We start from the raw sequence: 13,716 nt of genomic DNA, 5'->3' as shown, positions 1-13,716 counted from the left end.
ATGTCCAAGAAGAACCGCGCCAAGTCCAAGGCCAAGCGCTTTGGCGAGGGCTCGGCCAAGCCAATTGTTTCGGCCGCGACCTATGGCGTGGGCGGCAATGCGTTTGCGCAGGCTATCGCCGATCCGGTCTCGACGGTGCACTCCAATAAGCCCGAGCTGCTGGTGGTCGACGGCTACAACGTGATTCACTGCACGCCGCGCTACGAAAAGCTCGTCTACGACCATTCCGACGATCCATATTCCAGCGACGTCCACGATATGGCGCGCACCGCGCTCATCAACGATGTTGCGGCGTTTGCCCAGGGCCGCTACGAGGCCGTAATCGTGTTCGACGGCGCGGGCAATATCTCCAGCGAGCGCCCCAACCTGCCGGCCCGCGGCGTGCGCATCGAGTTTTCGCCGACGGGCGTCTCCGCCGATACCGTGGTACAGAAGCTCTGCATCGAGGCGCGCGAGGAAGGCCGCGCGTGCTCCGTGGTGTCGAGCGACGGCACGATCCAGGCCGTCGTCATGGGCAAGGGCGTCACGCGCATCTCGAGTCGCATGCTGGTGGACGAGATCAAACAGATCGATAACGACGTTCACGAGGCAGAGGAAGCTCCGCAGATCAAGATGACTCTGGGCAGCCGCCTGAGCCCCGAGGCCTTGGCCAAGCTTAAGGCCCTTCGTGGACGGTAGGGGAGTATCTGTAGAGACCAGCTACTCGGCTGGTCAATTCACTGGCTTGTAGTTATTGGATTGTGGACTTGCCGTCGCCAAAACGAATAGCTTTTTGTCTTGGCGAACGGATAAAACTATTCGTTCTGACGAAGGGTTTTGAGATGTGGTCGGGTGAAGGGCCTGTTGCGCCTCGTCCGCAATTCCTTTATTCTTAACTGGCTTCGCGCGAAAGCGCCAAGTGTGCCAGTGTGGCGCAACGGTAGCGCAACTGATTTGTAATCAGTGGGTTGCAGGTTCGATTCCTGTCACTGGCTCCATGAGAGTTTCGGGCCCTGTCTCCAATTGGGACAGGGCCCGTTTCTATTTATGTTGACATGTCAGCGGGTTTGACTCCCACCAAGCTTCAGGTTTGTCTCGATCTATAACACGGGCGGGCTGAAAACCCTCCTTATAGTTACAGATCGAGACATTGCCAAGGGACGGCCGATAACATCTCGATCTGTAACACGAAGAGGCTGAAAACCGTTCTTACTGTTACAGAATGAGACGTAAGCCGGGGTCGCTGCGTGGTATCTCGATCTGTAACAGATAGGGGAGAAAATGTTCTCTATATGTTACAGATCGAGACAAAAGCCGTGTCGAGCTCGGCTGCCCCCCCCTGAGCGTGGATTATCGGACGTACGAGCGTGGAAAATCTCCCGCTTAGTGAATGATCGTGGATAATCTGCCACTTTGGCCTTGGGGGCACGCCAATAGTGGGAGATTATCCACGCTCGATTTCAAACGGGAGAAAATCCACGCTCGAATCTGCCACGGAAGCCCGATCTCGACCTATATATAGGTGCAAATAGGCTGTTATCGAAGTTCGATCCTGAAGGTGTACTCCACTACACCAAAGTGTTACCTTGGGAAACGTCACCGCTGTATCCAAAACCACCGTCCTTCACATCCAAACTCAACAAAACCGCAGGTCACGGCTATATAGATACGCCCGGAACCGTGTATCTAGAGGTTTTCGTTGACAGCCCCCAAGGTTGCATCGTATTATCTTTTTCGTTCGCGGGGGCGGCGGTCCAAAAGACCAAAGGACCTGCGGATACTTGAACGATTGGGAGTTTGCCCGAGTGGTTAATGGGGACGGGCTGTAAACCCGTTGGCTCTGCCTACATAGGTTCGAATCCTATAGCTCCCACCCGTCAAGTGCCTGTATAGCTCAGTCGGTAGAGCACTTCGTTGGTAACGAAGAGGTCACCAGTTCAAGTCTGGTTGCAGGCTCCATCCGGCGGTGTAGCTCAGTTGGTTAGAGCACACGGTTCATACCCGTGGCGTCACTGGTTCGAATCCAGTCACCGCTACCATAGGTAACACGGTGGCTTCTCAATAGTATGTTGAGAGGCCACTATGGTATAAAGGCAAAGTCCCGTCCGGGGACGACCTGTTTAGAGGAGGGCTTTATGGCCAAAGAGAAGTTTGAGCGCACTAAGCCGCATGTTAACATCGGCACCATTGGTCACGTCGACCACGGCAAGACCACGCTGACCGCTGCCATCACCAAGGTTCTCTCCGAGACCGAGGGCTGCAAGGCTGACTTCACTGCGTTCGAGAACATCGACAAGGCTCCCGAGGAGCGCGAGCGCGGCATTACGATCTCCGTCTCCCACGTCGAGTACGAGACTGCTGCCCGTCACTACGCTCACGTTGACTGCCCGGGCCACGCTGACTACGTCAAGAACATGATCTCCGGTGCTGCTCAGATGGACGGCGCCATCCTGGTCATCGCCGCTACCGACGGCCCCATGGCTCAGACTCGCGAGCACATCCTGCTCGCCCGTCAGGTCGGCGTTCCCTACATCGTCGTCTTCCTGAACAAGTGCGACATGGTTGACGATGACGAGCTCATCGACCTCGTCGAGATGGAGACCCGTGAGCTCCTCTCCGAGTACGATTTCCCCGGCGACGACATCCCCGTCATCCGTGGTTCCGCTCTGGGCGCTCTCGAGGGCGACGCCAAGTGGATGGACGCTATCCGCGAGCTCATGAACGCCGTCGACGAGTACATCCCGACGCCTGCTCGTAACAACGACCTCCCGTTCCTGATGGCCGTTGAGGACGTTATGACCATCTCCGGCCGTGGTACCGTTGCTACCGGTCGTGTCGAGCGCGGTGAGCTCAAGCTCAACGAGCCCGTCGAGATCGTCGGCATCAAGGATACCCAGAACACCGTCGTTACCGGTATCGAGATGTTCCGTAAGTCCATGGACTTCTGCGAGGCTGGCGACAACGTCGGTCTGCTGCTCCGCGGCATCAAGCGCGAGGACATCGAGCGCGGCCAGGTTCTCTGCAAGCCCGGTTCGGTTACCCCGCACACCAAGTTCACCGGTGAGATCTACGTTCTGACCAAGGAGGAGGGCGGCCGTCACACCCCGTTCTTCGATGGTTATCGTCCTCAGTTCTACTTCCGTACCACCGACGTTACCGGTACGGTCAAGCTCCCCGAGGGCACCGAGATGGCTATGCCTGGTGACCACATCACCATCGAGGGCGACCTCATCCACCCGATCGCCATGGAGGAGGGCCTGCGCTTCGCTATCCGCGAGGGTGGCCACACCGTCGGTTCGGGCATCGTCTCCACGATCATTGAGTAAATTAGCTCTTTGATATAGCTGACTTAGAGAACCCGGCACTTATTTGGGTGCCGGGTTCTTTTCTGCAATGGATATTGAGCCGTTGCTGGTGTCGAGAGGATCGATAATGGTTCTGGGTACACCGTCGATTAGATCTCGCTGGCCCCATTGATGTGTTCCAAATATGAATGGATCCACCGAGAACCAATTGATTCGAGGTTTTCATTGACAGCACTTACATAGAGCTGATAAAGTACCATCTCGTGCCCGTACGGGGCGGATATGAAAGGTTCAGGATACATGCGTACTCTAGTTACTCTTGCGTGCACTGAGTGCAAGCGCCGCAACTATACGACCACCAAGAACAAGGCGAACATGCCTGATCGTATGGAGATCAAGAAGTATTGCCCCTGGTGCCGTCACCATACGCTGCACAAAGAGACTCGCTAGTCTCTAGTCACATACGCCAGTAGTTCAATTGGTAGAGCATCGGTCTCCAAAACCGAGTGTTGAGGGTTCGAGTCCTTCCTGGCGTGCCAGTCATTATTCCGTAAGCTCCCACTTGGGGGCTTACGGTTTACTCATGTATAAGCGCATTGCGCGGAGGTAACCCAAATGGCCAACAAGAAGAACAAGAAGAAGGCTCAGCAGCCGGCACCTGCCAACAACGCTGCCGCCAACTCCAAGGTTGAGGCCAAGAAGGCCGTTGCCAAGAAGAACGAGAAGGCTGCGAAGTCCAAGAAGAACGAGAAGCCTGGTTTCTTCGCCCGCACCAAGAAGTATTTCGCTTCGGTGAAGTCCGAGATGAAGCGCGTCACGTGGCCCGATAAGAAGGAACTCGTGAACTACTCGGTCGTCGTTTGCGCTTCTCTGATCGTCGTCGGCGTCGTCATCGCTCTGCTCGATGCTGGCTTTGGCGAGGCTCTTGCTCTGTTCTCTGGATTGAGGGGCTAAACCATGTCTAAGCGTTGGTACGTCGTTCACACTTACTCTGGATACGAGAACCGCGTTAAGTCCGATCTCGAGCATCGCATCGAGACTATGGGCATGCAGGACCGTATCTTTGATATCGAGATTCCTATGGAGCGCGTCACCGAAATTAAAGAGGGTGGCAAGCGCGAGACCAAGGATTCCAAGATCTTCCCGGGCTACGTCCTGGTTCGCATGGAGATGGATGACGATGCATGGACGTGTGTTCGCAACACGCCCGGCGTCACCGGTTTCCTGGGCGGCAACGGCAAGCCCGCTCCGCTTTCCCGCGACGAGTACAATAAGATGACTCGTCGTCCCGGTAAGGGCGATTCGCCCAAGCGTACGTCGGTTGATATTCAGGTCGGCACGTCCGTCCGCGTCACCGATGGCCCGCTTACCGACTTTGATGGCAAGGTCTCCGAGGTTAATACCGAGGCAGGCAAGCTCAAGGTCACGCTGATGATCTTTGGCCGCGAGACGCCGGTCGAGCTCGACTTTAACCAGGTCGCTGTCATCGCTTAAGTTTGCGTCCGTTCGCGCGAGCGTGCTTCTTCTGTGACTGCTCATCTCAGGAGTGCTTCTAACACGTGCGTGCTTACGATATAGCAAGTACTTCACACTCGTGATTCGAAAGGAATGACCATGGCTGAGAAGAAGGTTGCCAACGTCATTAAGCTCCAGATTCCTGCTGGTGCAGCTAACCCCGCTCCTCCCGTCGGCCCCGCCCTGGGCGCTGCTGGCGTGAACATCATGCAGTTCTGCCAGGCCTTTAACGCCGAGACGCAGGACAAGAAGGGCGACATCATCCCCGTTGAGATCTCTGTCTACGAGGATAAGTCCTTCTCCTTCATCACCAAGACCCCGCCGGCGGCTCACCTCATCAAGAAGGAGCTGAACCTCAAGTCTGGTTCCGCTAAGCCCCAGGCCGACAAGGTCGGTCAGCTCTCCCAGGAGCAGCTCACCAAGATCGCCGAGATCAAGATGCCGGACCTCAATGCCAACGACATTGACGCCGCCAAGAAGATCATCGCCGGTACCGCCCGCTCCATGGGCGTCACCATCGCTGAGTAGCGATTTCTTTAGGTAATGACGGGTGCTCCGACCGGTGCGCCCGTTATATGTGTGCAATAGGGCACACGATACGATGTGGGAGGGCTCACGCCCGTTTAACCACAGGAGGTAATGCACATGGCTAAGCATGGTAAGAGCTATAACGCCGCTGCCGAGAAGATCGACCGCGCCACGCTCTACACCCCCCTTCAGGCTGCCAAGCTCATCAAGGAGCTCGACACCGCCAAGTTCGACGAGACCGTCGAGGCCCACTTCCGTCTGGGCATCGATACTCGTAAGGCTGACCAGAACATCCGTGGTTCCATCTCCCTGCCCCACGGCACCGGCAAGACCGTTCGTGTTGCCGTCTTCGCCGAGGGCGAGAAGGCCCGCGAGGCCGAGGCTGCCGGCGCCGACATCATCGGTTCCGACGAGCTCGTCGCCCAGATCCAGAAGGGCGAGATCAACTTCGACGCCGCTATCGCTACGCCGAACATGATGGCCAAGGTTGGCCGCATCGGTAAGATCCTTGGTCCCCGTGGCCTCATGCCGAACCCCAAGCTCGGCACCGTGACCATGGATGTTGCCAAGATGGTCTCCGAGCTCAAGGCCGGCCGCGTTGAGTATCGCGCCGACCGTTACGGCATCTGCCACGTGCCCCTGGGCAAGAAGTCCTTCTCTGAGCAGCAGCTCGTCGAGAACTACGCTGCCCTGTACACCGAGATCCTGCGCGTCAAGCCTTCTTCTGCTAAGGGCAAGTACGTCAAGTCCATCTCCGTGTCTTCCACCATGGGCCCTGGCGTCAAGGTCGATCCCGCTGTCCAGCGTGACTTCCTGGCTGAGTAACTTTTAGTTACTGCCTGAGCAAAGCAAGCATTGCTAAAGAAACCCGGTTCTGCCTCGTGCAGGACCGGGTTTCTTGCTTTTGAGTCAACGAAACCACCACGAAGGGGACAGGCACCCTTGTGGTGGTTTTACTTGTGTTGTACTTTAGCGCGATGTAGTACTACCCGAGGCCGAAGGGAGCCCAACATGTTTAAGAACACGCAACAGCTCCTAGCCCTAGCGCTACTAGATTGGATAGCGCGCTAGGGTTGTAATCTCGCTATAACGATTTGTTGTACCCGGGTGCGCTATCGTCTGCCGCTTTCAGGCGTGATGAGCGACACGGGTATTTTTCTATCTCTAGGCCTTCTCTCTCTCCTGAAAGCCATCTGTCATAAAACGGTCAATCAGGAGGAACATATAAGCCGCAAAATCACAATCTTTGACGCCACCCTGTGCGACGGTGAGCAGTCGCCGGGCGCCAGCATGAATACCGAGGAAAAGCTCTTCATCGCCCGCCAGCTGGTGCGCATGAACGTGGACGTTATCGAGGCGGGCTTTCCCATCTCGAGTCCTGGTGACTTTCGCTCCGTACAGGAGATTGGCAAGATTGCGGGCGACCGATGCACGGTATGCGGCCTGACGCGCGCTGTCGACAGGGATATCGAAGTGGCTGCAGAGGCGCTCAAAACGGCCCAGAGGCCCCGTATCCATACAGGGCTGGGTGTGAGCACCAGTCACCTGCGCGACAAGCTCCATATGACTGAGGAAAGGGCAATTGAGTGAGCGATCCATGCCGTCAAACATGCTCGCAAGTTCGTTGACGATGTTGAGTTTTATGCCGAGGATGCCGGCCGCTCCGATCAGGAGTTTCTGGTGCGCATTATCGAGGCGGCCGTAAAGGCCGGTGCCACGGTCGTGAACATCCCCGATACGATGGGCTACAACATGCCGTGGGACTTTGGCGCCCGCATCCGTGACCTGCGCGGGCGCTGCGGGTGCGGCCGGTCAGCGTGCGGTCGACGTGATGGAGTATCGCGAGTACGAGATTGAGCGCATTGCGCGCCAGGCATTTGAGGCGGCGCGCAAACGTCGCGGCAAGGTGACGAGCGTTGATAAGCGCAACGTGCTGGAGACGAGCCGCATGTGGCGCGAGATCGTGCATCGCGTGCAAGACGAGGAGTACTCCGACGTGGAGCTTGAGGACCTGCTCGTCGACAACGCCGCCATGCAGCTCATCAGTCGACCGGCAGACTTTGACGTCGTGGTGACGGAGAACATGTTCGGCGACATCCTGTCCGATGAGGCGGCTCAGATTACCGGATCGCTCGGTATGCTTGCCTCTGCCTCGCTGGATGATGGCGTATCGCTGTTTGGGCCGAGCGCTGGCAGCGCTCCTGACATCGCGGGGCTCGGCGTGGCCAATCCGCTGGCTCAAATCTTGTCGGTGGCGATGCTGCTGACCTACGCGCTCGACATGGGCGAGCAAGCCGCGTGGATCGAGAGCGCCGTGGCGCGCGTGCTCGACGAGGGCTGGCGCACCCGTGACATCGCCGATGTCAACACCCCGGCAGATAAGATCCTCGGCACCACGACGATGGGCGACAAGGTCGTCGCCGCGCTGTAGGCGATGCCGATTCAAGCTGTCAAATATCTCAATCTGTAACATCTAAGGGGCAAAATCGTTCCTACCTGTTACAGATTGAGATTTTCGGCCGAGCATCCGTGGTCTGTCTCGATCTGTAACAGCTAACCGATTATTTGGGCCCTACCTGTTACAGATTGAGACAAACCGTTGGGACAGGTCGGACGAGTCAGCAAAACCACCACAAAGGTGCCGGTCCCCTTCGTGGTGGTTTTTAGCGCAACGAGGTGTTCCCAGCCGACCATACGGGCGGCCTTGCGCTCACGCTGCTCGATGACAGCGCATCTTTAGACGCGAAGTGCGGAACCGGGTGCATATACGAGCCGCGTAGCGTTACGAATTCATGGGAATGACCGTATCGCCAATTTGTACGCTTGCAATCTTGTCTGTGTCACAAACTTGCGAGAACGGCCAGGTCTTGTGGACATCAGTGGTGCCGTTATCCAGTTTATTTGCGAAATAGCCGCTGTGGCTGGTTGCGTCCTCAACATGACCGTCTTTGAACGTCACGATGAGGGGTATGTTGCCAACGGCATCCATAGACTCCTCCATGTTTTGAGACATCTTGCCGCTGTTGTTGTCGTGTTCGATGGAACGATCTATGTTGTAGCGGACTGAAACGCCAACGCAGGATACGGTGGCCTCTTGAATCGTCGCCTTGGTGCCGTTAAAGTTGACCGATTTGGGCGCGGGAATCGTAACGGATGTATCTTCGTAATTCAGCTGGAACTTAAGATCCCATGGGCCCGTAAGTATTTTCTTATACTCGGGAAGCTCTTTGCCAGCACGTGGCACAACGAGAGAGTTGATATGCGTGCGGACGGTCCTGCCCATAAGGCCGGGTGATTCAACGCTGAACTGTGCAAAGTATTGAATGCTGGAGTCATTGGGGTTCTTGTCAATGAGCCATGATTGGCCTTGGCCGCCATGCTCGCCATCAACGTATACGTTTCCATCGACACTTCCGGCGATAGTTCCGTTCTCGCCCGGCTCGGAAAGCTTTTTCAGGGCAGCGGGATCGTCGAACGTAAGCGTATAGGCGATGGTAACCATATCCTTGTCGCCCATGATGGCGTCGGCGGTCACGGTGACTCCGTTGTTGGAGCAGCTAGCACCGACGGGCCGGCCAATACGGTCGATGATCTCGGTTTGAGAAGCAGGTCCGTCAAAGATGTCGGAAAGCATGTCAGAAGGAAGCGGCAGGACGCCTGTTGCCATAGCCGTGCCAGCGCCTCCAATGACGATAGCGAGGACTGCCGTTACAGCGGCAATGCGAGCGACTGTTCTTACGGGATGGCGGGCGATGCGCGGCTTGCGTCGCGTGCCATTAAAGTTGCTTTGAGCGGTCGCCGCATCGCTCGAGGCGACGGACTGAGCAATCGAGTTTGCCATGTGCTGCTTCGCATTATCGGTAAACGAAATGTGCTCCAGGGCGTGGCGATAGTCATTCGAATTCGTAGTCATTGTGGTCTCCTTTCAAGGAAAGCCGAAGTGACGCACGTCCGCGGCTAAGGTGCTGGGCGGTTGCAGCTGGCGTCGCGTGAACGGCGTCTGCGATTTCCCTGATGCTCATGCCTGCGTAGTAGTGCAAAAAGATGGCGATGCGCTGTGCTTGAGGCAGGGCCGTGACAGCGGAAAGAATGGCGCAGTCGCGTTGCGCGAAATCTTGCTCGGTATGTGTTACGGGTGCGCAGAAATCGGGGAGCGAATCGAGGTCGACAACCGGGTGATTCGCGTGCGTACGGCCGATATCGCGACATGCGTTCAGTGCGACTCGGATCACCCAAGCACGTTCGTGTTCGAGCGAGTCGAACGGTTGAGTGCGTTGGAGAATCTTGATCAGCGTGTCCTGGCAGATGTCTTGAGCGTCGTCAGCGGATCCAAGGGCCGAATAGCACAATCGAAGGATGAGGTCGGAATACGTGTCGACCAAGCGCTTTGCTTCCCGCTCGATCTGATCGGCATCGCATCGGAGCGTGCTATTGCGGTTACGGCGTGCAGGCATAGTGTCACCTCCAATTGGTCGTGGTGGATATAGGGAAGGCGTCTCGCGAGGTCCCTCTACATACAACACGGTCGAGACTGCATAAGTTGACAAAAAAGACGGCACGTGAGCGCCGTCCTTACAAAACAATGAGTGTTCTCGTTAATTACACAAGCACCGTGATGGACAGGTCGGACGAGTCAGCAAAACCACCATAAAGGTGCCTATCCCCTTCGTGGTGGTTGTTGGCAGTTACCAGGGGGTTCTGGCGGTTGAAGACTCGATTGCTTCGTGGCGTTTGAGCTCGCGGCGCATGGTTTGCGAGTTGAGCCAAGCGGCCTTCCAACCGCGCGTGGGGTAGCGCGCCTCGTCAATTTCGATCTTGGTATAGCCGCAGGCGTTGACAATCTTCGTTCCGCATGGGTGTTGGCGCTCGCGTTGAAAGTTGGGGCCGTAGCTTTGGTGCACATGCCCGTGAATCATATAGTCGGGACCCCAAGACTCAAGAGCCGCATTAAAGCACTCGAATCCTCGATGCGGCAGGTCGTCCAGGTCGCCCATGCCTGCGACGGGTGCATGGGTAAGTAGAATATCGCATCCGTCTACCAGTGCGATTTTTCGCGATAGCTTGCGCATGCGTTTTGCCATCTCGCGCTCGGTATACATGTTCGCGCCGTCGCGGTAGCGCATGGAACCGCCCAGACCCGCAATGCGAATACCTCGGTACACATATACGCTGTCCTCAACACAAATGCACCCGCCCGGTGCATGACGTGCATAGCGGTCATCGTGATTGCCGCGTACGTAGATGAGCGGTTTGTTGATGACCGTGACCAAAAACTCAAGATAATCCGGGTCCAGATCGCCAGCAGACAGAATCAGGTCGATACCCTCAAAGCGCTCCTTGCGAAAGCACTCCCATAGGCATCGTTCTTCGGTATCGGCTATGGCAAGGATTTTCATAGGGCGCGGACCTTCGGCTCATCGTCGAGTTGCGGAATGGTGCCCACCACGTTGTCGGCCAGCCAGTCCATCTCGACGATTTGCGTGCTCGGCAGCGGGGGAAAGCCCTCGATCTGCACCACGCCGTCTTGGCTATGGAGCTCGCCGCCAAATGGATTGATGGAGCCCTCGACGATGCCATTGCGGAGCAGCTGAACAAGCTTACGCGTCTGATAGGGCAGGCCCGGAGCGTAGCGAATGTCGATGACGCCCGAGCTCATACCATACCAGTAGTTGACGGCACGAATCTGGCTGTCGTCACTGGTCTCATCCCAGGTGCCGTGCAGCAGACTTCGCACGATAAGCTCGTAGTATCGGCCCCAGTTCCATACCGGCATGGCGATGCCGGTGACCTTGCCATCGACCAGGCGGTGGAGTCCGTAGGCCGTGGGGTCTTCGAGCGACTTTGACATGTCAGCGCCGGTCATGACGCTCACGCCCTCGCGGCACATGGCCTCGGAAAGGCCTCCGGCGGGCACATCGCCCCAGGTCAGGATAATTTGCGCGCGGGGGTCAAGCAGCGAGGCGCCGATGGCAAAGGCGTTGATCTCGCTAAGCGCGCCCGACGCAAAGACCGACGCGTGGTAGCCAATGCGATGGTTGTCCGCCATGCTGGCCGCAAGGGCGCCCAGCAGAAACTTTGCCTCGTACATCTTTCCAAAATACGAGCGCACGCTTTGGTGGGGAAGGCCGATGGAGCAGTTGAGGAACCGAACCTGGGGATACTCAACGGCCGCCCTGAGCGTGTATTCCATCAGGCGATGCGAGGTCGAGAAGATGACGTTGTCTCCGTGTTTGACAGCCGTTTCCACGGCGGCGTAGAACACGTCCGGATCGTGGCGGTCCTCAAACGCCTCGGTGCGCACGATACCGCCAAAGTGCTCATCGAGATACTGGCGCCCTTGATCGTGCAGGCTGTCCCAGCTCGACGTCGAACAGGGGAACTCATGGATAAAGGCGATGCGTAGGGGGTTGGCCGCCGAGTAGACGGTCTTGCCCATAAAGAAGTTGAGCACGCCGGAGGTGGACTTGGCGGGCGCCTCTTCCTCATCGACGCTCGGCGCTTCGACAAGATCGACCTTGTCCTCGTCATTTTTGCCGGCAATGACCAGCTCGCGCCAAATCTTGCACAGGCGGTTTACGACGATGTCCGTCGGCGTATCCAGTAGACGGTCTTGGTTGTACACATTGAGGTAGACGAGCATGGCGTCGGCGGGCGTAATGTCCAGATGGTCGCCGCCGGCGCGCAGGTAGGCGCGTTTAAAGAGTAGGAAGGTGTGGCGCAGGTAGTCGACCTTTTTCTGTGGCCACTTTTCGACAAGGTCCTGGCCGAGCATCTTGGCGAGCGTCTCATAGCTTCCCTCGCGCGAGAACTCGATCTCGTATAGGGGGCAGACGCGCCAAAACGCGCAGAACTCGCCGTACAGGCGACTTTCGACGGAATCCCATGTGCCGGGGTAGAGGCGGGTGACCTTGGCCGAAACCGTCGGGGCGTCCAGGAATTTGAGGACGCTGACGCGCTTGTTGCCCTCCTGGACGTAGAACCGATGCATGAACTCGGTGACGATGATGGGGTCGCGATAGCCCTCGGTCACCTGGATGTCATAGAGGTTGGACCACTTGCGGGCGAACTCGGTGCTAAATGGCAACAGGGGCATAAAGTTGCACGAAAAGGCAGACTGACGGCCCTTGGTAACCGTGCCGACGACCATTTCGAGCGGAATGTCCCTTAGGCCGACGCTCTCTCGCTGACCTAAGGGGAGCTGGGCAACGAGGCTATCGAGGTCCGTAAGGTACGGGTGCTCGCTTTGGCTGATGGCGCGACGGCGTCCCTGCTCGCCGCGCTTGCGTGCTTGACGATAGGCCTCTTCCATGGTGTCTACTCCCTTAGTCGTTTAAACAACGATATGAACCATGGTACCACGATGCGAAACCACCACAATGGTGCCTGTCCCCTTTGCGGTGGTTTTAGGCGATGATGGGGGCGATGGCGCGGATGCAAGCGTCGGCTGCCGTGAAAGTGGTGCTGTCGTCGCTGACGATAAAGATGATTTTGCCCTTGACGCCAAAGTCGCCGATCTCGCTAAAGAGCACGTACGGCTCCTTGTCAAAGCCAGAGATGGGAAGCACCGCGGCCTTGGTGGCGTCGGTAAGCTCATCTGCCAGCGCGTCCAACGAGGCCCACTTGGACGTGTCCTTTACGGCAACGGGCACGGCAACGCGCCCAAAGGGCATGAGGTGCACGAGCGTGTTCTTGGAGATATTTGAGTTGGGGACGATGATGGTCTGCCCGCAGGCGTCCTCGATGGTCGTATGGCGCCAGGTGATATCTTGGACCACGCCCGTCACGCCGCCGACCTCGATATTGTCGCCGGGTTTGATGATGCCCATAAAGGTCACCTGCATGCCACCGATAAGGTTTGACAGCGTGTCCTGAAAGCCGAGCGAGATGGCGATGCCGCCGACGCCAAGAGCGGCGACGAGGGCGTTTGCGTTAATGCCAAAGCAGTTGTCGAGGATAAAGCTGCCGCCGATCATCCAAATGACGGCGCGCGCGATGTTGATGAAGATGCTCGATGAAGGGAGTGGGTTATCGTCGCGGTTGAGCAGGTGGTACAGGGTCTTGGACGCGACCTTGGCGGCAACGGCGGTGCCGATGGCCAAGATACCTGCCCAGATGATGTTGTGGACCCATCGTTGTGCAAAGAAATGAAGAATCGGCTCAAACAATTCCATGTAGAGAAACCTCCTAATGATCGTCCAACCATGATACCCATCAAGAAGCCCGTCCGATCACATCGTACGGGCTTCTGTGCTCGATATGGGGGTTAGCGAAAACCGCCGCAAGGGCGTCTGTCCCTTTGCGGCGGTTTTGACTCAAGACTTTAGTCTGCTGGCCGCGCAGCGGCCAGCTTTAAACCACCCGCTATGCGGGTGGAGACAAACGGCTTTAC

At 57.2% G+C, this 13,716-nt stretch carries 13 protein-coding genes, 5 tRNA genes and 1 pseudogene; 14 read left to right on the top strand and 5 right to left on the bottom strand.

The features are described 5' to 3' along the window. From I2E13_RS00095 to I2E13_RS00030, 14 genes and pseudogenes are all read left to right on the top strand, one after another. Positions 1–678, top strand: a complete 678-nt coding sequence (locus I2E13_RS00095; RefSeq protein WP_055285223.1) for an NYN domain-containing protein — start codon at positions 1–3, stop codon at positions 676–678. A gap of 224 nt (positions 679–902) precedes the next feature. After that, a tRNA-Thr gene (locus I2E13_RS00090) sits at positions 903–977 on the top strand. A gap of 793 nt (positions 978–1,770) precedes the next feature. Next, positions 1,771–1,852 (top strand) — tRNA-Tyr (locus I2E13_RS00085). 10 nt (positions 1,853–1,862) lie between these two features. Continuing rightward, positions 1,863–1,938 (top strand) — tRNA-Thr (locus tag I2E13_RS00080). A gap of 3 nt (positions 1,939–1,941) precedes the next feature. Continuing rightward, positions 1,942–2,018 (top strand) — tRNA-Met (locus I2E13_RS00075). A gap of 96 nt (positions 2,019–2,114) precedes the next feature. Then, positions 2,115–3,305, top strand: coding sequence for an elongation factor Tu (tuf, locus tag I2E13_RS00070; protein WP_117563790.1), 1,191 nt, complete (start codon positions 2,115–2,117; stop codon positions 3,303–3,305). A gap of 279 nt (positions 3,306–3,584) precedes the next feature. After that, positions 3,585–3,734 carry a 50S ribosomal protein L33 gene (gene rpmG, locus I2E13_RS00065; protein WP_102372646.1) on the top strand — a complete coding sequence of 50 codons (150 nt, stop codon included), beginning with the start codon at positions 3,585–3,587 and terminating at the stop codon, positions 3,732–3,734. A 13-nt stretch (positions 3,735–3,747) separates the two neighbouring features. After that, positions 3,748–3,823: transfer RNA gene (locus I2E13_RS00060), tRNA-Trp, on the top strand. A gap of 76 nt (positions 3,824–3,899) precedes the next feature. Next, complete coding sequence (gene secE / locus I2E13_RS00055; RefSeq protein WP_117583102.1) at positions 3,900–4,238, top strand: preprotein translocase subunit SecE; 339 nt, start codon at positions 3,900–3,902, stop codon at positions 4,236–4,238. 3 nt (positions 4,239–4,241) lie between these two features. Further along, positions 4,242–4,778, top strand: a complete 537-nt coding sequence (gene nusG, locus I2E13_RS00050) for a transcription termination/antitermination protein NusG (RefSeq protein WP_006234984.1) — start codon at positions 4,242–4,244, stop codon at positions 4,776–4,778. Positions 4,779–4,898: 120 nt separating this feature from the next. Further along, positions 4,899–5,327 carry a 50S ribosomal protein L11 gene (gene rplK / locus I2E13_RS00045; protein ID WP_022093893.1) on the top strand — a complete coding sequence of 143 codons (429 nt, stop codon included), beginning with the start codon at positions 4,899–4,901 and terminating at the stop codon, positions 5,325–5,327. A gap of 117 nt (positions 5,328–5,444) precedes the next feature. Further along, on the top strand, positions 5,445–6,152 hold the full coding sequence (rplA, locus tag I2E13_RS00040) for a 50S ribosomal protein L1 (protein WP_022093892.1): 708 nt from the start codon (positions 5,445–5,447) through the stop codon (positions 6,150–6,152). Positions 6,153–6,464: 312 nt separating this feature from the next. Continuing rightward, a pseudogene (locus I2E13_RS00035) lies at positions 6,465–7,184 on the top strand (beta/alpha barrel domain-containing protein). Further along, the gene (locus I2E13_RS00030; RefSeq protein WP_233502585.1) at positions 7,108–7,758 is read left to right on the top strand and encodes an isocitrate/isopropylmalate family dehydrogenase; all 651 of its coding nucleotides are present in this window, start codon (positions 7,108–7,110) and stop codon (positions 7,756–7,758) included. Before I2E13_RS00035 ends, I2E13_RS00030 begins: the two are co-directional and overlap by 77 nt. 351 nt (positions 7,759–8,109) lie before the next feature. On the opposite strand, the gene I2E13_RS00025 is transcribed toward I2E13_RS00030, so the two are convergent. The 5 genes from I2E13_RS00025 to I2E13_RS00005 form a co-directional block, all read right to left on the bottom strand. Further along, entirely contained in the window at positions 8,110–9,240 is a 1,131-nt protein-coding gene (locus I2E13_RS00025; protein ID WP_117635373.1) for a DUF4179 domain-containing protein, read from the bottom strand. Beyond that, positions 9,221–9,781 (bottom strand): RNA polymerase sigma factor, encoded by a 561-nt coding sequence (locus I2E13_RS00020; protein WP_117802921.1) that lies wholly within the window; start codon positions 9,779–9,781, stop codon positions 9,221–9,223. The genes I2E13_RS00025 and I2E13_RS00020 overlap by 20 nt, the downstream gene beginning before the upstream one ends. Before the next feature lie 231 nt (positions 9,782–10,012). Continuing rightward, positions 10,013–10,723: a metallophosphoesterase family protein gene (locus I2E13_RS00015; RefSeq protein WP_195403816.1), complete on the bottom strand. Its 711-nt coding sequence runs from the start codon at positions 10,721–10,723 to the stop codon at positions 10,013–10,015. After that, the gene (locus I2E13_RS00010) at positions 10,720–12,636 is read right to left on the bottom strand and encodes a BMP family ABC transporter substrate-binding protein (protein ID WP_117855827.1); all 1,917 of its coding nucleotides are present in this window, start codon (positions 12,634–12,636) and stop codon (positions 10,720–10,722) included. The genes I2E13_RS00015 and I2E13_RS00010 overlap by 4 nt, the downstream gene beginning before the upstream one ends. 94 nt (positions 12,637–12,730) lie before the next feature. Then, positions 12,731–13,498 carry a mechanosensitive ion channel family protein gene (locus tag I2E13_RS00005; protein WP_089572515.1) on the bottom strand — a complete coding sequence of 256 codons (768 nt, stop codon included), beginning with the start codon at positions 13,496–13,498 and terminating at the stop codon, positions 12,731–12,733. Positions 13,499–13,716: the final 218 nt, after the last annotated feature.

The organism is Collinsella aerofaciens (genome assembly GCF_015554145.1).
Lineage (GTDB): Bacteria > Actinomycetota > Coriobacteriia > Coriobacteriales > Coriobacteriaceae > Collinsella > Collinsella aerofaciens_AA.
Note: the sequence above shows the minus strand (reverse complement) of the source record. Positions and strands in the feature narration are given on the sequence as shown.